This is a genomic window from Gallaecimonas zhanjiangensis, assembly GCF_057624825.1.
In genome coordinates this window covers 2,385,021-2,409,145 of record NZ_CM172603.1, presented here as the reverse complement: position 1 = coordinate 2,409,145, position 24,125 = coordinate 2,385,021, and the positions used below count along the sequence as shown (strand labels likewise).

Here is a 24,125-nt window from a genome sequence, read left to right as displayed (position 1 = left end):
CTATGCGTTGCGTTTAGTATTTAAGGTGGTATGCGGAAGCTTAGGTATAGCGTTGCTCACACCTTAACAGGGCGTTAGAAATCACGGAGTGGATTACTACATGGAGGATCAACATGTTGAATGACCAAGAAGTTGCCCACTTGCTTGGTGATGGTCGAGCGCTCTGGCTACGAGTAGAGGCATTTGGTATTGCGTACCATGATCGATACAAGTCCAAGGCCATACTGTCAAATTACCTAAGCTACGCAACGATTTTTTCGGGTATTTGTACCGCCATTTCCACCATTCCTGAATTCCAGCAATACAACTTCACCATGGTTCCAGCAGTAATCACAGCTGCAACAGCTGTGATCTCTCAAGCCCTGAGTCCAGAAAAGGCGCAGAGGGAAAGTTGGGATACCTGGAAACAAATAGAATCGTTGAAGTCAGATTTGGCAAGCCGCTGTCGAGGCTTGTATTTAGCTGTTGATTATGCTGAGGAACAAACCGTTTTCCAAAACTTCGATAGACACCTGGGGAATCTCACGGCATCAGATATCGCAGTTACCCCATCGCATAGACAGGCAGCTGAGAAAAATTTAATTGTCTCAAGTATTTCTCCTATTCAACCTAATGAGATTGATGTTCAACGAGTAGATGAAGATGCTCTTGTGGAGCAGACAGTATCTCATGATGCTGATATCCGTGAGTTCACAAGAAGGGTGGTTGAAGAATGAAAGCCTATAGCACGTTGATAAAGAACCCTGCGCGAAGAATAAAATACAAAAGACTTTCTGAGGGAGGTCGGGAGTACTTCCATGTGGGTATATGGGTGGATGGCCCCGCAGAAGAACTAAGCGAAGTAGAAAAAGTTGAATACAAACTCCATTCTACCTTTAAGAACCCAATTAGATCATCGCGAGCGCGGAGCAACGGGTTCTCCGTAACATTTTGGGCATGGGGTATGTTTGATGTTGAAGTTAGACTTCATAAGTCGAGTGGGCAAGTGGAACGCTTTATTTATCCAATGAAATTCGACTTACCACCAGATAATGGTTCTAACTACGTAGACGTAAGTGATTTCTAACAAGTGACTGTGGCATCAAACAACACCTAATCTGTGATTTAATCTCTTCCAATAAACCCACTCTTACCTCCGGTTTACCAACCCCATGCCCCCAAATTCCCTTCACCAAAACGGCTACATCTTATTACGCCAGGCTATTCCGGGGGATTGGCTTGGGGAATTGCAGAGGGTGTTTGAGGCGGGGGTGATGGCGTCTGAGAAGTGGCCGGTGCCTCGGGGAAGGGATTGGCGCCATGCGCAGGTGGATTTGGCGCCAGAGGTGATGGCGCTGTGCCGGTTGCCGGTGTTATTGGCGGCGGTGGGGGAGCTGATTGGTGAGCGGTTCTTCCTGGCCCAGGTGGAGGGGCGCGAGCCGCTGGCAGGAGGTGGCTGGCAGCAGTTGCACCGTGATTTCAGTGCCAAGCGGCCCGGCGATACCGTCAATGCCATTGCCTTTTTGGATGACTATGGCCCCGATAACGGCGCTACCCGCATTGTGCCTGGCAGCCACAGAGGGCCCTGGCAAGGGGGCGGCGATGAAACCGGGGCCGTGGTTTTAAGCGGGCAGGGCGGCGATATCCTGGTGTTTGATGCCGATTTGGTACACGGCGCCGGCCTTAACCACAGCGGCGAGCGGCGGCGCAGTTTGCTGATGGGCTACTTTGCCGAGCCCCTTTATCAAAGCCACGCCGAGACGGCGGCGCTACGGGGCGTGAGGATGGCCTGCCATGAGCGATTCTTGCCAGCCAGCCATCCTTATGTGGCTGAAGAATAAACAAAAAGGGCGCCCATTTGGGTGCCCTTTTTGTTTGGTCGCTATGCTAATGGCGACAAAGGCAACAGCGCCTCACCTTTTAGGCCCCGGATGTGGCCGCTCAGCTGTCTTTACAAGGGGTTGGCGGGATTTAAAAAACAACGGCGCCAGAATGTGTATAATCCGCCCCCAGCTGAAAAGTGGTCCCTGGCAAACAGTAGGATTTTTTAATGGCCCAAGAAAATTCAATGTGTGACATCGGCTTTATCGGTCTGGGCGTCATGGGTAAGAACCTGACGTTAAACCTGGCCGACAACGGCTACAAGATCGCCTGTTTCGACCTCGATCAGGCCAAGGTCGATGCCATTATCGAGCAGGACAACGAAGAAAGAGGCGAGCAGCCGCCGCGGGTCTTTGCCTGCCGTTCCTACACCGAGTTGCTAAGCCGCTTGGCCAAGCCCCGGCTGATTGTGCTGTCGGTGCCTGCCGGTGAGCCGGTTGACCACGTTTGCCGCCACCTTATCAATGCCGGTATCGGTGCTGACGATATCGTGGTGGATACCGGTAACAGCCTGTGGACCGATTCCCTGGAGCGCGAAGCCAACTACAAGGGCAAGTTTATTTTCTTCTCCACGGCCGTTTCCGGCGGTGAAGTGGGCGCCCGGTTCGGGCCGTCTTTGATGCCCTCTGGCGACCCCTATGCCTGGACCCGCATCGAATCGGTATGGAAGGACATCGCCGCCAAGGTTGACCCTAAAACCGGCAAACCCATCGAATCGTTTACCCCCGGCAAGCCGGTAAAAGAAGGTGAGCCCTGCGCCACCTATATCGGCCCCATCGGCGCCGGCCACTACGTGAAGATGGTGCATAACGGCATTGAGTATGCCGACATGCAGCTTATTTGCGAGGCCTACCAAATCATGCGCACTGGCCTTGATATGAGCCCGGCCGATATTGCCGCCGTGTTCCGCCAGTGGAACCAGGGGCTGCTAAACAGCTACCTGATGGAAATAAGCGCCGAAGTGCTGGCGATGATGGACAGCGAAACCGGCCAGCCGCTGGTGGACGTCATTCTTGACCGCGCCGGCCAAAAAGGCACCGGCCTTTGGACAGCGGTTGGCGCCCTGCAAGTGGGTAGCCCGGCCCAGACCATCACCCAGGCGGTGTTTGCCCGCAGTATCTCTAGCCTCAAAAGCGAGCGGGTTGCCGCCAGCGAAGTGCTGGAAGGCCCGGCTAAGGCTGCGCTTAGCCAGGAAGAGAAAGCGGCCGCCATCGAGGCGCTGCACGACGCCCTGTATTGCTCCAAGATTTGTGCCTACGCCCAGGGCTTTCAGCTGATGGAAATGGCCTCCAAGGAGCAGGGCTGGAAGCTCGATTTTGCCGGTATTGCCAAGATTTGGCGGGCTGGGTGCATTATCCGCGCCTCCTTCTTGCAATCTATCACCGAGGCTTACGAGCAAAACGAAGGCCTGGCCAACCTGCTGCTGGCCCCGTACTTTGCCCAGCAAATTACCCGCTACCAGGGTAACTGGCGCCGTGCCATTGCCAACGCCACTTTGATGGGCATTCCCTGCGGCGGCTTCTCGTCAGCCCTTAACTACTACGACTCTTACCGTAGTGCGGTGCTGCCGGCCAACCTGCTGCAAGGCCAGCGGGATTACTTTGGCGCCCACACCTTTGAGCGCACCGACAAGCCCCTTGGCAAGAAATTCCACGTCGAGTGGAGCCTGCCGGGCCGGCCCCAGGTGGCCATCAAGCGCTAAGTGGTTAGATAAACGCAGTGATAAAAAAGGCGCCCATCTGGGCGCCTTTTTTGTGGCTTACTTTTCGCTGCCCGGATGCGGGCGCGGGTAGGCTTTGTTGATGTCCAGCTCCTTGGCGTAGGGGCTGTCCCACAGCTGCTTGTGCAGCTCGCCGATGCGCTTGGCCATTTTGGGGTCTTGCATCACCATTTCCAGGTTGCGGGAGTTGTCCAGATACCCGCCTTCCCAGTTGCTGGTGCCAACCCAGGCAATTTTATCGTCTATATCCATGGCCTTGGTGTGAATAACCCGGGCAAAGGGAATAAAGCCTTCTTTGGCTTGCGGAATAGAGACAATTTTCACTTCAACGTTGGGCAGCACTTCCAGGCTCTTGAGGTAGCTCAGCTCCGGCTCTTTGGTGTTCCAGTCGGCCACCATCAGCTTGACCTTAACCCCGCGCTGGGCGGCGGCGCGAATGGCGTCGTCAATCACCGCGTAGTAGGGGCGAATGCCGGGGGCATAAGAGAGCGGCGCGTATTCCATTACCTGCACCAGCACTTCTTTTTTGGCCTTGGCCATCAGCCGCACTAGCTCGCTTTGAGAGTCGCCGACGCCAGGCGGGTTAAAGGCGTTGGGGCTTGCCACCAGGTAGTCTTGCTGGGACTCGTCGGCCAGTACCGGCTTGTTGTTGAGCTTGGGTACCGGTTTGCCAGCCGCCACCAGCGCTTGGGCTTGCCAGTCGATGTCAAAAATCATCTGCATCTGGCCAGCCACTTTGGTGTTGCTGACCAAAATGCCGGCTTCGTGGATGTGTTTTAGCGAGCGCCAATCGAAGTTCTGGCTGCCAAGGTAGCCCTCGCTGCCGTCAATCACCATGTATTTGGCGTGGATGATGCCGCCGCCCACCTTGCTGTAATCAATCAGCTTGAAGGTGAGGTTGGGGATGGCTTTGAGCTGCTCGACGGTGGCTTGCTCGGAGATGCCAAGGCCGTGTTTATCGAGCAGGAAGCGAATTTTCACGCCCCGCTCACCGGCCGCCTTGAGGTGGGCCATGACGGTGTCCAGCGGCTCACCGGGTTTGCCGGAGACATAAAACTGGGCGATATCGATGCTGTGCTGGGCTTTGTCGAACAGCTGGGTCCACACCTCGGTGGGGCCGCGCAGGTCCGGGGTGGCCAGGGAGGTTTCCACCGGCACGGTGTGAATGAGTTCATAGCCGGGAATGGCAAAGTCGGCCCGGGCGCCGAGGCTTAAAAAAGCCAATAGCAGGAGAGATTTACGCATGGAAGATTTCCAGAAAGCCAAAAACGCCTACCTTAGCACTTTGCCATGACAACGCCATGATAAAGGGCGCGTGGCCCTAGCTTTTTACCGCATCCTTGAGGCTTTCGAGCATCAGCTCGCGCATTTTGAACTTCTGAATTTTGCCGGTCACCGTCATCGGGTAGTTGTCCACGAAGTGGAAGTATTTGGGGATCTTAAAGTGGGCCAGCTGCTCGCGGGCAAACTCCACCAGCTCGTCGCGGCTCAGACTCTGGCCCTTACGGGCCTGGACCCAGGCGCACACCGCCTCGCCGTAACGCTCGTCGGGAATGCCAAACACTTGTATTTCCTGCACCTTGGGGTGGCGGTAGAAGCACTCTTCCACCTCCCTTGGGTAGATGTTCTCGCCGCCGCGGATGATCATGTCCTTAAGGCGCCCCACCACCTGCACGTAGCCTTCGGCGTCCATGATGCCCAGGTCCCCCGAGTGCAGCCAGCCGTGGCTGTCTATGGCATCCTCGGTCTTTTGTGCGTCGTCCCAGTAACCCAGCATTACCGAGTAGCTGCGGTTACAAATCTCCCCCTTTTCCCCCAGCGCCACGGTGCGGCCCATGGGGTCCACCAGTTTGACTTCCTGGTGGGCGCCAGCGCGGCCAACGCTTGTGATGCGTTTTTCCAAGGGGTCGTCACGGCGGGTAATGTGGTTGATGGGGCTGGACTCGGTCTGGCCGTAGGCGATGAGAATTTCTGGCACATGGAGCGGCCCCATTACCTTTTTCATCAGCTCCATGGGGCAGGTGGCGCCAGCCATCACCCCGGTGCGAAGGCTCGATACGTCAAATTGGGCAAAATCCGGGTGCTCAAGCATGGCAATAAACATGGTGGGCACCCCGTGCAGGGCGGTGCATTTTTCTTCGCTGACTGCCGCCAGGGTACTGGCGGCATCAAAGGCTTCTGCCGGGAACACCATGGCCGCGCCGCGGGTGACGCAAAGAAGGCTGCCCAGCACCATGCCAAAACAGTGATAAAGCGGTACCGGAATGCACAGCTTGTCTTTGGGGCCAAGATCCATGGCTTCGCCCACCAGGGCGGCATTGTTGAGAATGTTGTGGTGGGAGAGGGTGGCGCCTTTGGGGTTACCTGTGGTGCCGGAGGTGAACTGGATATTGATAGGCTCGCCAGGGGTTAGCTCCAGGGCGTCCAGCAGGGCGCGGTCACTGGCGCTAAAATCGGCCATCAGCCAGTCAAAGGCCAAGTAGCCGTTATGGGCCTTGCCGAGGGTAATGACATGGCGAAGGTGGGGCAGGGCCTTGGCTTTTAGCGGTTTGCCTGAGGTGGTGCGGGCAAGCTCCGGGGCCAGGTCGTCCAGCATCGCCTGGTAGTTGAGGTGGCGAAAGCCCTCGGCGCACACCAGCGCCTTGCACTGCACCTTGTTAAGGGCGTAGGCCAGCTCCGGTTTTTGGTAGTTGGGATTGATGCAGACCATGATGGCGCCAAGGCGGGCCGTGGCAAACTGCACCAGCAACCACTGGTAGCAGTTGGGGGCCCAAATGCCTACCCGGTCGCCCTTCTCGATACCCAGGCGATAAAGTCCTGTGGCCAGGCGGTCTACCTGCTGCTGAAACTGGCGGTAAGTCCAGCGGATATTTTGATGCCGCACCACCACCGCCAACCGGTTGGGGTGCGCCTTGGCCCTGTCCTTGAGGCAATCACCTATGGTTTGAAATGACAGAGGTGGCTGAGATTCGCCTGTAAACACACTTTCCATGGCGGCCATCAAGGATAAACTCCAATTTACGCGATGGTGAAGATGTAGCATGCCGGCGCCGCCACTACCTTTATCCTTTTGTCTAATGTGGATTTATGGCCAGTAAAAACAAAGGGTTGGAAAAGTTAAGCCCCATGGCTACCGAACTGCTTGCGGCCCTTGAGGGCGGCTCGGTACACCAGTGCCGCAAGGTGGCCAAAAAGGCCGAAGCGTGGGCCAAGGCCTGCCGTTGTAGACCCCTTGCCAAGGCCGCCAAAGGCCTTAAAAAGCAGCTGGGCGCGGCCCGTAACCGCCAGGTACTGCACTATTGGCATCAGCAGCTGGCCTTGGCGCCCTTAACCGAGCCCAAGATGCCGGTGCCGGACCCAAGCGCCCTGGCCGCCGCCATTAAAAAGGCGCCGCCGCTAGAGACCGATGCTCTGCTCAGCGCTTACAGCCGGGCTTTTTGCAAAGGCCGGGCCCAATACCGCGCCTGCCACGGCAAACATCCCAAAAGCGAACCTCTGCACCGGCTACGAAAGAGCATCAAACAATTGGAGGCCTACAGCGATTGGCTGGGGGCCGCGCAGACCGCCAACACCCTCAATGGCCTTGGCCAGCTGCTGGGGGATGACCACGACCTTAGCCTGATTGACCACAAAATCGCCCGCCAGCGCCGCCGAGCTGGCCACCCGGCGCTGCTGGCGGCGCTGGGGGCGTTTTTCATCGGCAAGGGGGAGACGCCCGGCCGTTCAGACAGGCCTGATGACCACTGATCGTGTTGACCTTGTGTTAACAATAAAGGCTTGGAAAGATGCATAAAAAACCAAGGAGAGCACCATGAAGACCTTGCTGTGCAGCCTGCTGCTGGGGGCCGCATTGGGCGCCCAAGCCGCCGACAAACCGCCCATTGCCATCGCCATCCATGGCGGCGCTGGCACCATCACCCGTGCCAACCTGAGCCCGGACCAGGAAAAGGCCTACCACGCCAAGCTCACCGAGGCCCTGGACGCCGGTTACGCGGTGCTGGATAAAGGCGGCAGCAGCTTGGATGCCGTGCAGGCGGCGATCATGGTGATGGAAGACTCGCCGCTGTTTAACGCCGGTAAGGGGGCGGTTTACAACTGGGACGGCGAGCACGAGCTGGACGCCTCCATCATGGACGGCAAAACCTTGAACGCCGGCGCCGTGGCCGGGGTAAAGACCGTCAAACACCCCATTCTCGCCGCCTACAAGGTGATGATGGACAGCCCCCATGTGATGCTCTCTGGCGCCGGGGCCGACGCCTTTGCCAAGAGCGAGGGGCTCGATACCGTCAACAACCACTACTTTGATACCGAGGCCCGCAAACGGGCGCTGGATAAAGCCAAAAAAGCCATTTCCCAAACCGGCTACCAGGCCCGCAATTACCTGGCCGGCGACTACAAATACGGCACCGTTGGCGCCGTAGCCCTGGATGCCAATGGCAACCTGGCCGCTGCCACCTCCACCGGCGGCATGACCGCCAAGCGCTATGGCCGCATCGGCGACTCGCCCATTATCGGCGCCGGTACCTATGCCGAGAACGGCGTGTGCGCGGTGTCGTCCACCGGCCATGGCGAGTACTTTATTCGCCTTAACATTGCTGCCGATATCTGTGCCCGGGTGCGCTACCAGGGCAAAGACGTCACCACCGCGGCCAACGAGGTGATCCACGGCAGACTTCAAAGCCTTGGCGGCACCGGCGGGGTGATCGTGATGGGCGCCGATGGTAGCATCACCCAGCCCTTCAACACCGAGGGCATGTACCGGGGCTATAAAACCCGGACCGAAGAGAAAACCCTTATCTACGGAAACCCCTAAGTGCAGCTTGTGCTCCCGCTCTTTCAGCAGATGAGTGTGTATCTGCTGATCGTTTACGTCTTTTCCAAGACGCCGCTGTTTCGGCCTTTGGCCAGCTTGTCCAGTTGGCCCATCCACAAGCTGATGGTGTATGCCATTTTTTCCGGCTTTTGCATCATGGGCACCTACTTTGGCCAGCAGAACCTGGGGGCCATAGCCAACACCCGCGCCATTGGTGCCATTTTGGGCGGCTTGCTGGGCGGGCCCTTTGTGGGCACGGCGGTGGGCCTTACCGGCGGCATGCACCGCTTTTCCATGGGCGGTTTTACCGATCTGGCCTGCGCCATTTCCACCACCTGGGAGGGTTTTTTAGGGGGGCTGGTGCACGCCTTTTGGCAGCGCTGTGGCCAGACCGAGCGCATCTTCAACCCCTGGCAAGTGTTCTTTTTGGGGCTCTTTGCCGAGGGCTGCCAGATGGCCATTATCCTTATCGTCGCCCACCCCTCAGACCAGGCCAAAGAACTGGTAGAACAAATTGCCCTGCCCATGATGCTGGCCAATTCCATCGGCGCCGCGCTTTTTATGAGCTTTATCCGCGATGCCAAGTTTCGCGCTGAGGAGCTGGCGGCCACGGTGTCAGACCGGGCGCTACGTATCGCCAGGCGCTGCGTGGGAGTACTGGAGCAAGGCTTTAATGCCCGCTCGGCAGCCACCATCGCCGAGATTGTCAAAGACGAAACCGGGGTGGCGGCGGTGGCCATTACCGACCGCGAGCAAATTCTTGCCTTTACCGGCATGGGGGCTGATCACCACAAGGTGGGCCGGCCCATCTCGTCACGCATTACCCTCGACGCCATCCGTTTTAACCGGGTGGTGTTTGCCGATGGCCTCTCTACCCCTTACCAGTGCTCCATCACCACCGATTGCGAGCTGGGCTCGTCTTTGGTGGTGCCGCTTAAGGGCGAAAAAGAAGTGGTGGGCACCATCAAGCTCTACGAGCCCAAGCGCAAATTGTTTCGAAACCTCAACCGCAGCCTCGGGGTGGGTATTGCCGGGGTGCTTTCCAACCAGCTCCTGCACGACCAGTTGCAGGCCAACCGGGCACTGCTGGCCGAGGCCGAGCTAAAAGCGCTGGAAGCCAAGGTTAACCCGCACTTTTTGTTTAACAGCCTCAATACCGTGGCGGCGGTGCTGCGCCGCGACGCCAAAAAGGCGCGGGAGCTTATCGTGCACCTGGCGGGCTTTTTGCGCGGTAACCTCGGCCGCCACAGCGTCACCGTGACCCTGGCCGAAGAATTTGCCCATATCGACCATTACCTGGCCATCGAGAAAGTGCGCTTTGGCGAGCGGCTCACCTATATCGAGACTCTCGGCCCCGGCCTTGAAGGGGAGAAAGTGCCTGCCCTTGCCATCCAAACCCTGGTGGAAAACGCCATCAAGCACGGCATCAGCCAGGCGGAGGAGGGCGGCCAGGTTAGCCTGGAGGCGCGCCTTGACGGCAACGAGGTGCATATCGTCATCGACGACAGCGCCGCCAGGCTGCCGGTTAAGAGCGACGGCCTGGGGCTCAAGCTGGTGCGCGAGCGCTTTGCCGCCCTGGGGGTATCTTGTACACTTCAGCTCCACCATGAGCCGGGCCTGTACACCCGCGCAGAACTACGTTGGCCAAGAGGAGTGTTGTCATGATCCGGGCGTTGTTAGTCGATGATGAGCCTTTGGCACGGGATGAGCTGGCGGCCCTTTTGGAAGAAGCCGGTGGCGTGAAGGTGGTGGGCGAGGCCGGTAACGGCAAAGATGGCCTGCTCAAAGCCCGTGAGCTGACCCCGGATGTGATTTTCCTGGACGTAGACATGCCGGGGCTGTCTGGCGTGGAAGTGAGCAGCCTGCTGCCCGAGCCCCGCCCGGCCCTGGTGTTTGTGACCGCCCATCAGCAATACGCTCTGGAGGCCTTTAACGAGGCGGCAGTGGATTACCTGCTAAAGCCGGTTGACCCGGCGCGCCTTGCCAAGACCTTAAAGCGCTTGGAAGGGCTGACCACCGGCGAAGACGAAACCACCCCCCTTGAGCGCCTGGCTTGCTACCAGGGCAATACGGTGCGGCTGGTGGCCCCCAAGGACATCGATTGCGCCTATGTGGATCTCACCGGTACCCAGGTGGTTTCTCAAGGCGAGCAACTGCACTGCCAGCTGCCCCTTAAAACCTTAGAAGCGCGGTTGCCGCTGCTGCGGGTGCACCGCCAATACCTGGTCAACCCCGATGCCATCAAGGGCATTGCCATCAAAGAAAGCGGCGCCGAGATAGAAACCCACTTTGGCACCAAGGTGCCGGTGTCTCGCCGTTACCTCAAACTCCTCAAAGAGAAATACCTGCTGCCCATTTGACCGCTCAGGTGCCCTTTACGACCACTGGGCGGCAAAAAAAGTGACGCGTGCGTCAACGGTATATAGGTTCTTTCGCAAACTATAAAGCGGGAGAACCTTAATGCTGTGGTTCCTACTCGGCGTCTGTACCCTCATCGCCGGTTATTTCATCTACGGAAAAATCATCGAACGCATCTTCGGCATCAAGCCGGCGCGTCCAACCCCTGCCATTGCCCAGAACGACGGTGTCGATTTTGTGCCCATGTCCACCAAAAAGGTGTACTTGGTGCAGCTTCTGAACATCGCCGGTCTTGGCCCCATTTTCGGCCCCATTCTCGGCGCCCTGTACGGCCCGGTAGCCCTGCTGTGGATAGTGTTTGGCTCCATCTTTGCCGGCGCTGTACACGACTACTTCTCGGGCATGCTGTCGGTGCGAGCCGGTGGCGCCTCGGTGCCCACTGTGGTGGGCCGCGAGCTTGGCAAAGGCGCCAAGCACTTCATGAACGGCTTTGCGGTATTGCTGCTATTGCTGGTGGGGGTGGTGTTCACCCTGGGCCCGGCCAAGCTGCTGGGTAACCTCTCCGGCACCTCGGTACCGGTGTGGGTGGCCATTATCTTCGGCTACTACATGCTGGCTACCATAGTGCCTATCGATAAGATCATCGGCCGTTTCTACCCGCTGTTCGGGGCACTGCTGGTGTTTATGTCGGTGGGCCTGCTGGTGGGCCTGGGGCTGAGCGACAAGCCGTTCTACTCCTCCGGCATTACCCTTGAGAACCTGCATCCCAAAGACTTGCCGCTGTGGCCGCTGCTGTTTATCACCATCGCCTGTGGGGCGCTGTCGGGCTTTCATGCCACCCAGTCGCCGCTGATGGCCCGCTGCGTGGAAAACGAAAGCAATGGCCGCTTCGTGTTCTACGGCGCCATGATTGGCGAAGGTATCATCGCCATGATCTGGGCGACCCTGGGCATGTCCTTCTACGATAGCCCCGCCGCCCTGCAAGCCACCCTTGCCTCTGGCGGCCCCTCTGCCGTGGTCAACGAAGTGTCTACCTCGCTGCTCGGCAGCGTGGGCGGCATCCTGGCCATCCTCGGGGTGGTGGTGCTGCCCATTACCTCTGGCGACACCTCGTTCCGCGCGGCGCGCCTGATCCTGGCCGACTTTTTGAACTTCGACCAAAAGCCCATCGTCAAGCGCCTGCTCATTGCCCTGCCCATGTTCGTGGTGGGCTTTATGATCAGCAAAATGGACTTTAACGTGATTTGGCGTTACTTCGGCTGGGCCAACCAGATGACCGCCGTCATGATGCTGTGGACCGCTGCAGCCTGGCTCAAACGCCACGACAAGTTCCACTGGGTGTGCACCATCCCGGCGGTGTTTATGACCGGCGTGGTTAACGCCTACCTGCTGAGCGCCGAGATTGGCTTTAACCTGCCGCTCTCTATCGCTGGGCCCATCGGTATTGTCTCTTCGGTGCTGGTACTGGCCTGGCTGCTGCTGCGCGGTAAACACCAGGTACCGGAAGAAGAAGCCGAGCGCCTGTTGGATAACGCCTGAGGTTGAGTACAAAAAAAGCCGGGGTTCGCCCCGGCTTTTTTATGGCCATTGTTTGGGCCAGTCTCGGTGGTTGAGTACCTGGCCGTCCCGGCGCACCGCCTCCAGGGCGTCGAGGTCAATCTGCTGGCTAAGCCAGAGGCTTTGCGGCGGCGCAAGCTGCTCAGACTCTGCCAGCACGCCGTTATCCGGCAGGCCGTAGTCAGGGGTAGTAAAGAACCCGGCTTTGCCCTGGTTTTTAAAGATGGCCGGCGCAAAAGGCGCTTCGCCGACCAGCGGGCTTTGCACCACCAGGGTTTGGTTTTCCAAAGCCCTTGCCTGGCAGCCGATGCGCACCCGGTGAAAGCCGGCCAGGGTGTCGGTGCAAGAGGGCACCAGCACAAAGCGGGCGCCGGCTTCCACTTGCCGGCGGCAAAGCTGCGGGAATTCGATGTCGTAGCAAATCTGCACCGAAAAGGGGATAGCGCGAAAATCCAGCAAGGGGCTTGGCTCGCCGGGGCTGATGCTCCAGCGCTCGGTTTCAAAGCGGGTCAGCAGTTGTTTGTCGCTAAAGCCGCGAATGTGGCCGTTATCGGCATACCAGGCGCGGTTAACAACGCGGCCGTCGTCCAGGCGCCAGGGAAAGCTGGGCAGCACTATGGCCTTGTGAAAGCCGGCCGAAAGGGCCCTGAAGGTCTCAACAAACACCTCGCGCCCGCCTTGCAAGGCGTCTAAGGAGCGGCCCAGGTGCTTGGCGGTGCGACTTGGCAGCCAGCCCAGCAGCTCTAGGCTGGCGTACTCGGGGTAGAGCAGCAAGTCGCCGTGACAGGCCGCCACCAGCCGGGCCTGCTTTTCGGCCCAGGCGGCAAAGGAGGGCAGCGCTTCAACCCTGTATTGGCAGCTGGCAATATTCACCATGGCTGAATCTCAAAGCATTTGATTTTCATCGATTTGCAACCAGAGGTTAGACTTGTCTTTTCAGGTTATGGGGATGCAAGGCGAATGGCAAAAGGCAGGCGCGGTTTTTTCGGCTGGGTTTGGTTTGCGTTATGGCGAGCCTTGGTGGTGGTGCTGCTGGTGCTACTGATGCTGCGTTTTGTGCCGCCGCCCACCACCGCCTTTATGCTGCAAAGCCCCTATCCGGTACACCAGCAATGGCTGGCCATCGACAAACTGCCAAAGACGGTGCCCCTTGCCATCGTTGCCTCGGAAGACCAACGCTTCCCTGACCACTTCGGCCTCGATTTTACCGCCATCAGCAAGGCCCTGGACCAGTTTGACGACGGCGGCGGCCTGCGCGGCGCCAGCACCCTGACCCAGCAAACCGCCAAGAACCTCTTGTTATGGCCGGGGCGTAGCTTTGTGCGAAAAGGCCTGGAGGCGGGGCTCGCCTTGAGTCTCGAAGCGCTGTGGGGAAAAAAACGCATCCTTGAGGTGTATTTGAACGTGGCCGAGTTCGGCAAGGGCATTTATGGGGTGGAGGCGGCAAGCCGCCACTACTACGGTAAATCGGCTCGTTATCTCACCGCCAATGAGGCGGCGCGGCTGGCGGTGCTGCTACCGAGCCCACGAAGCCGCGACCCCAATCACCTGACCCCCTATCTTAGCCAGCGCGTGAGCTGGGTGGAGCGGCAGATGCGCCAGCTTGGCAGCCATTACCTGGATGGGGTGCTGGAATAAAAAAAGCCCGGCCATTGGCCGGGCAGGGGCTACTGAAAATGCGCTGCCGGTAGGTGTTCGCCTTCTTTGGGCTCCCGGGGTTTTTTAATGTAGTGCTCGGGTTTTAATCCAAACAATTCGCCCAGGGTGGCGGCTACAAAGATAGACGACCAAGTACCCACCACTATTCCCACAAAAAGGGTCAGGGCAAACCCAAACAGCGGCTCGCCCCCCAGCAGCAAGATGGCGCCCACCGTAAAAAGGGTGGTGCCGGAGGTAACCAAGGTGCGGGAAAAGGTGGAGCGGATGGCGTTATCCACCAACTCGGGCATCGGCGTTTTATGGCGCTTACCTAAGGTTTCGCGCAGGCGGTCGGCCACCACAATCGAGTCGTTCACCGAATACCCCATCACCGCCAGTAGCGCCGCCAGGACGGTAAGGTCGAACTCGAAGCCAAACAGCGAGAAGACCCCCAGCACCAGCACCACGTCGTGCAGCAGCGCTAAGATGGCCCCCGTTGCCAGGCGCCACTCAAAGCGCACCGCCAGATAGGCAAGGATGCCAAGGGCGGCCATGGCCACTGCCAGTGCCGACTGGGCCACCTGGCCGCTGCCTACCTGCGAGCCCACAAAGCTGGAGTTGACCAGGGTTACGGGGCTGCCGAGCTTGGCCGACAGCACCTTGGCCAGGGCAAAATCGGGGCTGGGGTCCTGTTTGTAGCTTATCCGCCAGCCGTCGCCGTTTTTCACCACCTGTGGCCGCTCTTTAAGGATGGGGGTGAGCAGCTGGGTGAGTTGCTCGGCCTTGACCGGCTGGCTCAGGGTAATGTCTTGCACCATACCGCCGGTAAAGTCCTGGCCAAGGGCCAGGCCTCGCCAGCTCAGTAGCACCAGGGCGCTTAGCACCATCACCGTAGACAGGGCCAGGGCGCAGTAGCGCCAGAAAGACAGGGTTTTGAGGTTTTTCATTAGATCTTGACCCCTTTACGGTTATCGCGGCCCCAGATGGGGTTGATGATGGCGCGGGTGCCGAGGATGCCGGTGAGCATGCTGGTCAGTAACCCCAGCCCCAGGCTAATGGCAAAGCCCTGCACCGGGCCACGGCCCAGGCCATAGAGGATGATGGCGGTGATAAGGGTGGTGAGGTTGGCGTCCAAGATGGTGCGAAAGGCGTTGTCGTAACCCAAGTGGATGGACTGGCCCAGGCTTTTACCTTCCCGCAGTAGCTCCTTGACCCGCTCGAAGATAAGCACGTTGGTGTCTACCGCCATGCCCACCGTTAGCACCAGGCCGGCGATGCCGGGCAGGGTCAGCACGCTGCCTGGCACCAGCGCCATCAGCCCCAGCAGCATGAACAGGTTAGCCACCAGTGCCAGGTTGGCCACCCAGCCAAAGCGCCGGTACCACAGCGCCACAAATAGCAGGCAGGTGCCAAGGCCCAGGCTCAGGGCCATCAGGCCGTTATGGATGTTCTCACTGCCAAGGCTCGGGCCCAGGGTACTTTGGGCGATGATGGTGACCGGCGCCGTCAAGGAGCCGGCCCGCAGCAGCAAGGACAGTTGCTGGGCCTGTTGCTGGCTGCCAATGCCGGTGATGCGAAAGCTGGCCGGCAGGGCGCTTTGGATGGTGGCCACGTTGATCACCCGGCTGGTTTTAACGGTGTTGCCCTCGGCGCTCTTTTGGTATTCGGTAAAGAGGGTGGCCATGGCATCCCCCACGTGCTGGCGGCTGAAATCCCCAATTTGCGCGGCGCCTTGGCTATCTACCTCAATCGACACCTGGGGGCGGCCCATGTCGTCGACCCCGGAGCGGGCGTCAATGATATGGCTGCCGGTCAGTACCGGTTTGCGGCTCAGCCACAGGGGCTGGCCCTGCTCGCCGCTCACCTGCACCCGCCCGGCGCCCGGCCCGGTAAAGGCCTGGCGAAACTCAAGGGATGCGGTGGCGCCGATGATGTTGCGGGCGGCGGTGGGGTCTTGCACGCCGGGGATCTCGATGCGAATGCGTGCCTTGCCGTCACGCATTACTGCCGCTTCGGTGATCCCCAGCTCGTTGATGCGGCTTCGCATGATGCCAAGGGTTTGGTCCATGGCCAGCTGCACCTGGCTTTGCTGCTCCTGGTCGCTAAAGCTCAGGCGGATGGCATCGCCGTCAAGACGCTGCTGCCACTTGGGGTATTGGCGGGTTAACAGCTGCTGCAACTGGCCAAGGCTGCTGCCGTGGCGCGGGTGAATAACCAGGGCCTGGCCGCTTAACTGCACGCTGGCCACATCCATCATCTCGCTGATGTCGTCGCGGGCGCTGCTGAGCTGGGCATTAAGGGCCGCCTGGGTATCCACGGCGAGGATAAACTGCACGCCGCCGCGAAGGTCAAGGCCCAGGTGGATGGGGCGCATGCCAAGCTCTTGCAGCCACGTTGGTGCTTTGCTTTGCTGGTCCAGCACCACGGCCGCGCCGGGCAGGGCGGCCTTAAGGGCTTTTTGGGTGGGCAGGGCGTCACTGGCGTTTGCCAGCACGATATCGGCCTGGTTACCGCTTGCCTTGATGGCGGTAACTTCCACCTCGCCCAGCAGGGTTTTTAAGGTGCTGGCGCTTAGGGGCGCCTTGGCGGTGACAGCAATCCTTGGGCTTTCGCCAAAAAGGGTGGGCAGGGCGCTTAAGGTCAGCAGCACCAGGCTGATAAGCAGCACGGCGTATTTCCAACCGGCCAGCCGGTTGATGAGCACAGGGGCATTGCCCCGTGGATAAGGCATAGGGTCTCCTCGCGGCATGGGGCCGCTTTGCAAAATAAAAATCGGTCTTTGCGTGAGGAGATCAGCTGCGCCAGGCAGCGAAGCGGTCAAGGTTGTGGGTTAAGCGGCCGCCGGCAACAAAGCCGGGGCTGTCGGCAATATTGAGGGCCCAGTCGCAGCCCGGCGGTTTTTGCTGGCGAAAGCCGCGGCAAAAGGCCGGTGCGGGAGCGATTTTGGCCTCGAATACCAGGCCGTAATTGGGTGTGCGGGGCTCGTCATCCAGGCCCTGATGGGTGAAGTGACGTTGCAGCTTGATGAGGTTAAGTACCGCCGGGACCTTATCGCCCTGGCTTTGCTTGACGGTGCTGCCATGCTGGGGCGCGGCCACGGCCGAAGGCACCGGGTGACCAAGGGTCCCCAGGGCAAAAACCAGCAATAAGGCGGTGAAAAAGGTGCGCAGCGTCGTCATCCGGTGTGGGTTAGCCGGGCCAATCTACCACCGGCCCGTTACTCAGCTCAATATTTTACCGAGCAGCCGTAAGGGCGGGAGACCGGTGTTGGCACCGTTTTACCGGCTAACAGCGCGTCCATGGCGGCTTTGACATAGTTGCGCGCCTTGGGGATATCAGCCGGATCGGCGCTGGCGATGGAGTCGATGCCGCCCATGTATTGCAAGGTGCCGGTTTTATCGATGATAAAAAGGTGCGGCGTGGTGCGGGCGCCATAGCGGCGGCCAACGGCGCCGTCTTGGTCAAACAGCACGGCGCTGGGGTGGGCGCCGCGGCTGGCGCTGAGCTGGTTTGCCTCGGTGGCAGTAACGTGGCCCTGCTTGCCAGGGGCCGAGGAGATAACCGACAGCCACACCACGCCTTGGCCGGTGTAGGCCTGCTGCAAGCCCTGCATGTTGCCAGACTCGTAGTGTTTTTGCACAAAGGGGCATTGGTCGTTGGTCCACTCGAGAATGACATAGCGGCCTGTAAACTCACTGAGCTGATAACGTTTGCCGTCGCTGCCTTGGAGGGTGAAATCCGGGGCCTTGTCGCCCGGCGTCAACGCCAGGGCGGGCAGGGCAAGCAGGCAGAGCAGTAACCAGGCTTTCATGGGGTGTTCTCCAAGGCATCTTTGAGGGCATTTGCCAGCAGGCCAGGGGTCAGCAGTTGCGGCAGCACATGGGGCTTGCCTTGCTGATCATAGAGCACATAGAGCGGCACGCCAGCGCGGCCAAAGCTCTCCAGATAGCGGGTTATGACCGGGTCGCGGGCGGTCCAGTCGCCTTCGAGGTAGGTCACGTCATAGAGGGTAAACAGGGCGCGGGTTTCCTCCCGGGCCAAAGTGGTGCTTTCGTTAACCTTGCAGGTAATGCACCAGTCGGCGGTCATGTTCACCAGCACCGGCCGGTGCTGGGCCAGCCTTTCTTTGAGGGTGGTCTCGTCAAAGGCAAGGGAGGGCGGCTTGTCGACTGAGCGCCAAAGGGGCAGCAGCGCCACCAGCAGCAGCGGCAACCAGGCCAATACCTTGAACAGCCGATGGGGCAGCAGCCAGACTCCGACCCCAAGCACCCAGGCCGCCAGCAGCCAAAAGCCCTGGCCGCTCAAGTTATTCATCACCCACAGCAGCCAGACGGCGGTGAGCAGCAGCGGAAAGGCGAGTATCTTTTTAACGGTCGCCATCCAGGGCCCTGGCCTCGGCAAAGCGCGGCGCAATGCGGGTAGGTTCTCCAGCAGCACCATGGGCAGCCCCAAGCCAAGCCCCAGAGCGCTAAACACCAGCAGCAACTTCCAAAGGGGCAAGGTCAGGCCGATGCCGATGGCCGGGGCCATCAGGGGGGCGGTGCAGGGGCTTGCCACCACCACCGCCAACACTCCGGTTAAAAAGGCTTCAAGCGGGTGGCCGTGCTCGATGCTGTCTTGCCCAAGGGACATCAGCCGGGTGCCAAGCTCCAACCGGGTCAACAGGCTCAGGCCCATAAAGGCGAACAGGCTGGCCAAAAGGGCCACGAACACCGGCGATTGCAAATGAAAGCCCCAGCCCACCGCTTCGCCAGCTTGGCGAAGCGCAAAGAGGGTCAGCGCCAGCACCCAAAAGCTCACCAGCACCCCGGCCAGGTATTGCAGGCCTTGCCCGGCTTTAAGGTGCAGGGCCTTGATGGCCAGCACCGGGAACACGCAGGGCATGATATTAAGCACCAAGCCTCCAGCCAGCGCCATCAGGCACAAAAGCCACAGCGCCTTGTGCCCGGCCGCCGGGGCCTTGGGCTGGGCCATGGTGACCAACACGGACTTATCCGGGGTCACCAGCAGCACCTTGGGATCGGTGGGGGGCTCGGTAAAGTAGGGGTTTTTAGGCAGGCTCAGCAGCAAGGTGTCGCCTTGCCACAAGAGCTGCGGCTTGGCGCCGTTTTCCACCAGCTCGGGGTTGGCCACAAACACCTTGGGCAGGGTGCCTATAAGCTCGGGCACCTGCAGGGCATAAGACACCACGTTTTGCTGTAGCTCCATGCGCCCCCGCCCGGGCAACACGGCCGGCAGCTTTTGCCGGGCCTCGTCGAAAAAGCCGCTGTTGTCCTTTTGCGCCGCCTTACCGGCGCTAAGTGCCAGGCTCAGCATGGCGTCTCCGGGAATACAGGCTTCCTGGCAAACCAGCCAGGAGGCTTTGACCTTCACCGCTAGGCTTTGGGCGTCTTTGGGCGGGGTGAGCTGCACCAGAAGGGTCGATGGGCCTTCAAAACCGAAGTTGATAATGCCGCCGATGTCGATGGCTTTGGGCACTTGCCATTGAATGGCGCCAGCCTGCCAGCCGGGGGGCAGTTGCCATTCGAGGGTGGGGGCCAGGCCCGAGTCGCCAGGATTTTGCCAATAGGTATGCCAGTGGGGTTCGGGCACAAAGTTAACCGCCACCCAAAATGGCTGGCCGGGGACGAAGGTGCTGACATCGGCTTTGATATCAACGGCAATGTGGGGCGCCTGTACCGGCTCGGCCCTGGCCGTTTTGATGGTCAGCAGTGCCAGGAGCAAGGCGAAAAATAAAGCGGGCCGCATGTTGAGTCCTTTGGGCTGGCCGGGCAGTCAGCATAAACCAGCTTACCCGGGGTTAACACCTGATGGCCTGGTCATCTGCCGCCGCTGTTAACCGCCATCTGCCTGGCGCCGGTAATAGAGCACGCCGGGGTGGTCGCAAAGCGCTGGCCAGGGCGCAAAGCCGAGGCTCTGGTAACAGCCAATGGCCGCCAGGTTATCCGGGTAAACGTTAAGGCCAAAGGCGGTATCGGGGGAGGTGGCCATCAGCTGCTGTAGCCACAACCGGCCGAGGCCTTTGCCGCGCCACTGCGGGTGGATAATCACTCTGGATAGGTGCAGGCAGCCGTGGCGCGGGCCCATTTGGGCGAAGGCAATCAGCTCCCCGGCATAAAAGCCGCCGAAGTTTTGGCGCTGGTCAAAGCCAAGCTCTGCCAGGGTAAAGCCGTCTTTAAGGCCGGGGCCGGCCCAGCGGGTGCGCTCGGCGGCTGAGCCCACCCACGCGTCCAAGGCGGCGGCAAGGGTAGGGGTGGCCAAGAGAGAAGCGATGGTGAGTTCCATGGCGGCTCTAAATAAATGGAAGGCAACAAAAAAGGGAGCCGCTGGCTCCCTTTGGCATTAGGGGGCGAGGGCCGATTTAAGGCAGCTCACGTCTTTACAGAAATGATGCTCTTTACCCTCGATGATGGTCACCGCGCCCTTTTCGTGGGGCCAGTCAGCGGTGGCGTCACCTTCTTTATCAAGGGCCATGCGGTAGGGGTATTTTTGCATCTTCGATTTGGCAAAAAGCTTAAACACCAGCCCCGGCATCTTGGAGATATCGGCCACATAGAGCACCCCGGCCTTGGCCATGGTGTCGTCTTTGTCCTTGCCGAAGGCATCCTTGATGAGATCGTTGGCATCCATGTCCGCGGCGAAGAAAATCACCTGCGCCTTGCCGGGGACCTCGATCTGGCGATCGAACTGGTCGTCCAGGCTGACGGCGTGGGCCGCGATACTGAACAGCGCTACCAGGGAAAGACAATAGGCGCGCATAAATTCTCCTTTCGAAAACAATGATCTAGCAGGAATAACTGCTGTTAACTGACCATGTTCGAGGGCCGAATTCAAGCCGCTTGGTTCAAAGCTGCTGGCGAGCGCGCATAAAAAAGCCCGGTAAGCCTTCAATTGACGGTTGGGGGCTTACCGGGTCCAGGGAGAGAACTTCAAAATGCACGGGTATCGCATGCCGTGCACAACTTATGACCAGCAGTCTCTGCGGGAGTTCACAAAATCAGGTGAAATTTTTTTGTGCAGGTTTTTTAGGCGGTTAGAGACTTCACTTGACAAGTCCGATGAGTAAACATAAATTTTAAACACCTGTTTGATACCGGTGTTTGCCATGACCCGTCGACCTGATACCAAAGCGCAAATCCTTGACGTTGCCGAGCTGCTCTTCGCCGAGCAGGGCTTCAACGACACCTCCTTGCGCCTTATCACCTCCGATGCCGGCGTGAACCTGGCCTCCGTCAACTATCATTTTGGTTCCAAAAAAGCCCTGATCCAGGCGGTGCTGGCCCGCTACATGGACACCTTCATGCCGTCGCTCAAACACAGCATGGACCAGCTGCTGGCCAAGGACAGCCTGGAAATGACCGAGGTGTTCGGGGCTTTTGTCGCGCCGCTGCTGGCACTGGGGAATTTTCGCCCCGGCGGTACCGGCATCTTCATGCAGCTGTTGGGGCGCGGCTACAGCGAGAAGCAGGGCCACCTGCGCCGCTTTATTACCGGCAGTTACGGCGACGCCCTCGGCGCCTTTATGGCGGCGGTGAAGAAAGCCACGCCGGGCATCCCCGATAACGAGGTGTTCTGGCGGCTGCACTTCACCCTGGGCACCGTGGTGTTCACCATGGCGTCCAGCATGGCCCTGACCGAAATCGCCGAGAGCGATTTTGGCGAGCAAAACAGTATCGAGAGTCTCATTCACAGGCTGGTGCCCTACCTGGCGTCGGCTATGACCGCGCCGCTGCCTGTGGCTGTTGGCAATTCACAAGACGCAGCCTGAACTGCGTTCCACTACGTAAGAGGAAAGGAAAATGGTGTTTCTGTTGCTGATCCTGGTGGCATTGGCCGTGATCCTCGGGGTCCCGGATATACGCCGCAATCTCATCACCAAACCGGTGTTTGGTATCTTCAAAAAAATCCTGCCGCCGCTGTCGCAAACCGAAAGGGAAGCGATGGAAGCGGGCGATGTCTGGTGGGACGGTGATCTGTTCCGCGGCAAGCCCGACTGGAAAAAGCTGCTGGACACCAAGCGCTCCGAGCTCAACAGTGACGAGCAATCCTTTATGGACAACCAGGTAGAAACCCTGCTGAAAATGCTGGATGACTACAAGATTGTTCATGAAACCAAAGACATGCCTAAGGAAGTGTGGGACTTCCTGAAAAAAGAAGGCTTCTTTGCGATGATCATCCCCAAAGCCTTTGGGGGCCGTGAGTTCTCGGCTGTGGCCAACTCCACCATCGTTTCCCGTATCGCCACCCGCTCCCTGTCTTGCGCCGTGACCGTGATGGTGCCCAACTCCCTGGGCCCGGGCGAGCTGCTGATGCACTACGGTACCGACGAGCAGAAAAATCGCTGGTTGCCGGGTCTGTCCAACGGCACCGAAGTACCTTGTTTTGCCTTGACCGGCCCTGAAGCGGGCTCTGACGCCGGCGCCATTCCCGACGAAGGTATCGTCTGCAAAGGCGAGTTCGAAGGCAAAGAAGTGCTGGGTATTCGCCTGAACTGGAACAAGCGCTACATCACCCTGGCCCCGGTGGCCACCGTGCTGGGCCTGGCGTTCAAGCTCAAAGACCCTGATGGCCTGTTGGGCGACAAAAAAGACATCGGCATCACCTGTGCCCTTATCCCCACCAGCCACCCCGGTGTGCGCGTGGGTGACCGTCACTTCCCGCTGGGTCTGGCCTTCATGAACGGCCCGACCTTCGGCGAAAACGTCTTTATCCCCATCGACTGGATCATCGGCGGCCCCGACTTTGCAGGCAAAGGCTGGCGCATGCTGGTGGAATGTCTGTCTGCTGGCCGTGGTATCTCCCTGCCGGCACTGGGCACCGCCACCGGCCACCTGTCTGCCCGCATGACCGGCGCTTACGCCTATGTTCGCCGCCAGTTTGGCCTGTCCATCGGCCGCTTTGAAGGTATCCAGGAGGCCATGGCCGAGATTGGTGCCGACACCTACCTGCTGGAATCGTCTCGCCGCCTGACCGTGACCGCGCTGGACATGGGCCTGAGCCCGTCGGTTGTCACCGCCATCGCTAAATACCACATGACCGAGCGCGCCCGTAAGGTGCTGGACCACGCCATGGACATCCATGCCGGTAAAGGTATCCAGTTCGGGCCCCAGAACTATCTGGGCCACGGTTACCTGGGGATTCCGGTGGCCATTACCGTGGAAGGGGCCAACATCCTGACCCGTAACCTGATGATCTTCGGCCAGGGCGCCACCCGCTGTCACCCTTACGTCTTTGGCGAAATGGAAGCGGCGGCCAACCCCGACGAAGCCCAGGGCCTCAAAGACTTTGACGGCCTGCTGGTTAAACACATTGCCTTTGGCATGGGTAACTTCTTCGGCTCCCTGTTCCAGGGCCTGACCGGCGGCGCGTTCAACAGTGCCCCTGTGTCTGGCGAAACGGCCCGCTACTACAAGCAGCTATCTCGCATGTCCAAGGGCCTGGCCCTGTGCGCCGACATCTCCATGCTGACCTTGGGTGGCGATCTCAAGCGCCGCGAGCGGCTGTCTGCCCGCCTGGGCGACGTGCTGTCCAGCCTGTATCTGGCCTCAGCGGTTCTTAAACGCTACGAAGACGAAGGCCGCCAGGTCGCTGACTTGCCGTACGTGCACTACAGCATCCAAAAACTGCTGTTCGAAATTGGCGTCGCTTTCGAAGGCTTCTTTGCCAACTTCGACAACCGTTTCATGGCCAATGTGCTCAAGCGCGTGATCTTCCCGTTTGGCGTGAACTACAAAATGCCGAACGATAAGATTGGCGAGCAAATCGCCACCGCCCTGATGCAGCCTGGCGTGGCCCGTGACCGCCTGACCCACCTGGTGTTTGTCTCTGACGACAAAGACGACGCCGTGGGCGTGATGGAACGTGCCTTCCAGGCCATGGTAGGTGCAGCCGGCATCGAGAAGAAAATTCTCAAGGCCCAGCGCAGCGGTACCATCGCCAAGCGCATTCCCTTTAACCAGGCCATCGAGCTGGGCCTGGAAGCGGGCGTCATTAGCCAGGAAGAAGCCGAGCAAATCCGCACCGCCGAAGCCCTGCGTTACCAAGCCATCCAGGTTGACCATTTCGCCCCCGGCGTTTTGGAAGGCCACGGTGTCTCCAGTGAAGGGGCCAGCCCCTCCAGTGCCGCCTAAATAACGGTGCAGTGAAAAAGCCGCCTTCGGGCGGCTTTTTTGTTGGCAG

The 24,125-nt window shown here is 59.5% G+C and carries 22 protein-coding genes; 12 read left to right on the top strand and 10 right to left on the bottom strand.

All coding sequences use genetic code 11. The annotated features are described in order from the left end of the window. Positions 1-113 precede the first annotated feature (113 nt). From AC22G1_RS11470 to gnd, 4 genes are all read left to right on the top strand, one after another. Positions 114-716, top strand: coding sequence for a hypothetical protein (locus AC22G1_RS11470; protein WP_487313501.1), 603 nt, complete (start codon positions 114-116; stop codon positions 714-716). Beyond that, positions 713-1,066, top strand: coding sequence for a pYEATS domain-containing protein (locus AC22G1_RS11465; protein WP_487313500.1), 354 nt, complete (start codon positions 713-715; stop codon positions 1,064-1,066). Before AC22G1_RS11470 ends, AC22G1_RS11465 begins: the two co-directional genes overlap by 4 nt. Before the next feature lie 85 nt (positions 1,067-1,151). Continuing rightward, positions 1,152-1,820, top strand: a complete 669-nt coding sequence (locus tag AC22G1_RS11460; RefSeq protein WP_487313499.1) for a phytanoyl-CoA dioxygenase family protein — start codon at positions 1,152-1,154, stop codon at positions 1,818-1,820. A gap of 227 nt (positions 1,821-2,047) precedes the next feature. Then, the gene (gnd, locus tag AC22G1_RS11455) at positions 2,048-3,562 is read left to right on the top strand and encodes an NADP-dependent phosphogluconate dehydrogenase (RefSeq protein WP_487313498.1); all 1,515 of its coding nucleotides are present in this window, start codon (positions 2,048-2,050) and stop codon (positions 3,560-3,562) included. Positions 3,563-3,619: 57 nt separating this feature from the next. On the opposite strand, the gene AC22G1_RS11450 is transcribed toward gnd, so the two are convergent. Together AC22G1_RS11450 and AC22G1_RS11445 are read right to left on the bottom strand one after the other, a co-directional pair. Then, positions 3,620-4,825 carry a phospholipase D-like domain-containing protein gene (locus tag AC22G1_RS11450; protein ID WP_487313497.1) on the bottom strand — a complete coding sequence of 402 codons (1,206 nt, stop codon included), beginning with the start codon at positions 4,823-4,825 and terminating at the stop codon, positions 3,620-3,622. A 76-nt stretch (positions 4,826-4,901) separates the two neighbouring features. Continuing rightward, positions 4,902-6,572 (bottom strand): AMP-binding protein, encoded by a 1,671-nt coding sequence (locus tag AC22G1_RS11445; RefSeq protein WP_487313496.1) that lies wholly within the window; start codon positions 6,570-6,572, stop codon positions 4,902-4,904. A gap of 134 nt (positions 6,573-6,706) precedes the next feature. Between AC22G1_RS11445 and AC22G1_RS11440 the strand changes: the two genes are divergently transcribed. From AC22G1_RS11440 to AC22G1_RS11420, 5 genes are all read left to right on the top strand, one after another. Continuing rightward, a complete protein-coding gene (locus tag AC22G1_RS11440) occupies positions 6,707-7,327 on the top strand; it encodes a hypothetical protein (RefSeq protein WP_487313495.1) in 621 nt (206 codons plus the stop codon). A 64-nt stretch (positions 7,328-7,391) separates the two neighbouring features. Further along, on the top strand, positions 7,392-8,393 hold the full coding sequence (locus tag AC22G1_RS11435; protein ID WP_487313494.1) for an isoaspartyl peptidase/L-asparaginase family protein: 1,002 nt from the start codon (positions 7,392-7,394) through the stop codon (positions 8,391-8,393). After that, positions 8,394-10,058 carry a LytS/YhcK type 5TM receptor domain-containing protein gene (locus AC22G1_RS11430; protein ID WP_487313493.1) on the top strand — a complete coding sequence of 555 codons (1,665 nt, stop codon included), beginning with the start codon at positions 8,394-8,396 and terminating at the stop codon, positions 10,056-10,058. Continuing rightward, complete coding sequence (gene btsR, locus AC22G1_RS11425) at positions 10,055-10,753, top strand: two-component system response regulator BtsR (RefSeq protein ID WP_487313492.1); 699 nt, start codon at positions 10,055-10,057, stop codon at positions 10,751-10,753. Before AC22G1_RS11430 ends, btsR begins: the two co-directional genes overlap by 4 nt. Positions 10,754-10,853: 100 nt before the next feature. Continuing rightward, complete coding sequence (locus AC22G1_RS11420; RefSeq protein WP_487313491.1) at positions 10,854-12,290, top strand: carbon starvation CstA family protein; 1,437 nt, start codon at positions 10,854-10,856, stop codon at positions 12,288-12,290. 39 nt (positions 12,291-12,329) lie between these two features. Here the strand turns inward: AC22G1_RS11420 and AC22G1_RS11415 are convergent, their stop codons facing one another. Beyond that, a complete protein-coding gene (locus AC22G1_RS11415; protein ID WP_487313490.1) occupies positions 12,330-13,184 on the bottom strand; it encodes a nitrilase-related carbon-nitrogen hydrolase in 855 nt (284 codons plus the stop codon). An 84-nt stretch (positions 13,185-13,268) separates the two neighbouring features. On the opposite strand from AC22G1_RS11415, the gene mtgA reads away from it, so the two are divergent. Next, a complete protein-coding gene (mtgA, locus tag AC22G1_RS11410; RefSeq protein WP_487313489.1) occupies positions 13,269-13,946 on the top strand; it encodes a monofunctional biosynthetic peptidoglycan transglycosylase in 678 nt (225 codons plus the stop codon). Positions 13,947-13,975: 29 nt separating this feature from the next. On the opposite strand, the gene secF is transcribed toward mtgA, so the two are convergent. From secF to AC22G1_RS11375, 7 genes are all read right to left on the bottom strand, one after another. Next, the gene (gene secF / locus AC22G1_RS11405; RefSeq protein WP_487313488.1) at positions 13,976-14,893 is read right to left on the bottom strand and encodes a protein translocase subunit SecF; all 918 of its coding nucleotides are present in this window, start codon (positions 14,891-14,893) and stop codon (positions 13,976-13,978) included. Next, positions 14,893-16,677, bottom strand: coding sequence for a protein translocase subunit SecD (gene secD, locus AC22G1_RS11400; RefSeq protein WP_487313487.1), 1,785 nt, complete (start codon positions 16,675-16,677; stop codon positions 14,893-14,895). Before secD ends, secF begins: the two co-directional genes overlap by 1 nt. Before the next feature lie 61 nt (positions 16,678-16,738). Further along, on the bottom strand, positions 16,739-17,125 hold the full coding sequence (locus tag AC22G1_RS11395) for a hypothetical protein (protein WP_487313486.1): 387 nt from the start codon (positions 17,123-17,125) through the stop codon (positions 16,739-16,741). Between the two features lie 47 nt (positions 17,126-17,172). Beyond that, positions 17,173-17,757, bottom strand: a complete 585-nt coding sequence (locus AC22G1_RS11390; protein ID WP_487313485.1) for a thioredoxin family protein — start codon at positions 17,755-17,757, stop codon at positions 17,173-17,175. Beyond that, positions 17,754-19,694, bottom strand: coding sequence for a protein-disulfide reductase DsbD family protein (locus tag AC22G1_RS11385; RefSeq protein WP_487313484.1), 1,941 nt, complete (start codon positions 19,692-19,694; stop codon positions 17,754-17,756). Before AC22G1_RS11385 ends, AC22G1_RS11390 begins: the two co-directional genes overlap by 4 nt. Before the next feature lie 87 nt (positions 19,695-19,781). Further along, positions 19,782-20,231, bottom strand: a complete 450-nt coding sequence (locus AC22G1_RS11380) for a GNAT family N-acetyltransferase (protein ID WP_487313483.1) — start codon at positions 20,229-20,231, stop codon at positions 19,782-19,784. A 57-nt stretch (positions 20,232-20,288) separates the two neighbouring features. Further along, complete coding sequence (locus AC22G1_RS11375; protein WP_487313482.1) at positions 20,289-20,705, bottom strand: hypothetical protein; 417 nt, start codon at positions 20,703-20,705, stop codon at positions 20,289-20,291. 346 nt (positions 20,706-21,051) lie between these two features. Between AC22G1_RS11375 and psrA the strand changes: the two genes are divergently transcribed. Next, positions 21,052-21,714, top strand: a complete 663-nt coding sequence (psrA, locus tag AC22G1_RS11370; RefSeq protein ID WP_487313481.1) for a TetR family transcriptional repressor PsrA — start codon at positions 21,052-21,054, stop codon at positions 21,712-21,714. Between the two features lie 31 nt (positions 21,715-21,745). Further along, the gene (locus tag AC22G1_RS11365) at positions 21,746-24,076 is read left to right on the top strand and encodes an acyl-CoA dehydrogenase (protein ID WP_417357783.1); all 2,331 of its coding nucleotides are present in this window, start codon (positions 21,746-21,748) and stop codon (positions 24,074-24,076) included. The last annotated feature ends 49 nt before the right edge of the window (positions 24,077-24,125 follow it).

Excerpts from the sequence above, each read along its gene's own strand:
- btsR (WP_487313492.1), top strand. The coding sequence starts at position 10,055 with ATGATCCGGGCGTTGTTAGTCGATGATGAGCCTTTGGCACGGGATGAG.
- psrA (WP_487313481.1), top strand. The coding sequence starts at position 21,052 with ATGACCCGTCGACCTGATACCAAAGCGCAAATCCTTGACGTTGCCGAG.
- AC22G1_RS11375 (WP_487313482.1), bottom strand. The coding sequence starts at position 20,705 with ATGCGCGCCTATTGTCTTTCCCTGGTAGCGCTGTTCAGTATCGCGGCC.
- AC22G1_RS11445 (WP_487313496.1), bottom strand. The coding sequence starts at position 6,572 with ATGGAAAGTGTGTTTACAGGCGAATCTCAGCCACCTCTGTCATTTCAA.
- AC22G1_RS11450 (WP_487313497.1), bottom strand. The coding sequence starts at position 4,825 with ATGCGTAAATCTCTCCTGCTATTGGCTTTTTTAAGCCTCGGCGCCCGG.
- AC22G1_RS11460 (WP_487313499.1), top strand. The coding sequence starts at position 1,152 with ATGCCCCCAAATTCCCTTCACCAAAACGGCTACATCTTATTACGCCAG.
- gnd (WP_487313498.1), top strand. The coding sequence starts at position 2,048 with ATGTGTGACATCGGCTTTATCGGTCTGGGCGTCATGGGTAAGAACCTG.
- AC22G1_RS11380 (WP_487313483.1), bottom strand. The coding sequence starts at position 20,231 with ATGGAACTCACCATCGCTTCTCTCTTGGCCACCCCTACCCTTGCCGCC.
- AC22G1_RS11465 (WP_487313500.1), top strand. The coding sequence starts at position 713 with ATGAAAGCCTATAGCACGTTGATAAAGAACCCTGCGCGAAGAATAAAA.
- AC22G1_RS11470 (WP_487313501.1), top strand. The coding sequence starts at position 114 with ATGTTGAATGACCAAGAAGTTGCCCACTTGCTTGGTGATGGTCGAGCG.
- mtgA (WP_487313489.1), top strand. The coding sequence starts at position 13,269 with ATGGCAAAAGGCAGGCGCGGTTTTTTCGGCTGGGTTTGGTTTGCGTTA.
- AC22G1_RS11440 (WP_487313495.1), top strand. The coding sequence starts at position 6,707 with ATGGCTACCGAACTGCTTGCGGCCCTTGAGGGCGGCTCGGTACACCAG.
- AC22G1_RS11385 (WP_487313484.1), bottom strand. The coding sequence starts at position 19,694 with ATGCGGCCCGCTTTATTTTTCGCCTTGCTCCTGGCACTGCTGACCATC.
- AC22G1_RS11415 (WP_487313490.1), bottom strand. The coding sequence starts at position 13,184 with ATGGTGAATATTGCCAGCTGCCAATACAGGGTTGAAGCGCTGCCCTCC.
- AC22G1_RS11395 (WP_487313486.1), bottom strand. The coding sequence starts at position 17,125 with ATGACGACGCTGCGCACCTTTTTCACCGCCTTATTGCTGGTTTTTGCC.
- AC22G1_RS11435 (WP_487313494.1), top strand. The coding sequence starts at position 7,392 with ATGAAGACCTTGCTGTGCAGCCTGCTGCTGGGGGCCGCATTGGGCGCC.
- secF (WP_487313488.1), bottom strand. The coding sequence starts at position 14,893 with ATGAAAAACCTCAAAACCCTGTCTTTCTGGCGCTACTGCGCCCTGGCC.
- secD (WP_487313487.1), bottom strand. The coding sequence starts at position 16,677 with ATGCCTTATCCACGGGGCAATGCCCCTGTGCTCATCAACCGGCTGGCC.
- AC22G1_RS11420 (WP_487313491.1), top strand. The coding sequence starts at position 10,854 with ATGCTGTGGTTCCTACTCGGCGTCTGTACCCTCATCGCCGGTTATTTC.
- AC22G1_RS11390 (WP_487313485.1), bottom strand. The coding sequence starts at position 17,757 with ATGAAAGCCTGGTTACTGCTCTGCCTGCTTGCCCTGCCCGCCCTGGCG.
- AC22G1_RS11365 (WP_417357783.1), top strand. The coding sequence starts at position 21,746 with ATGGTGTTTCTGTTGCTGATCCTGGTGGCATTGGCCGTGATCCTCGGG.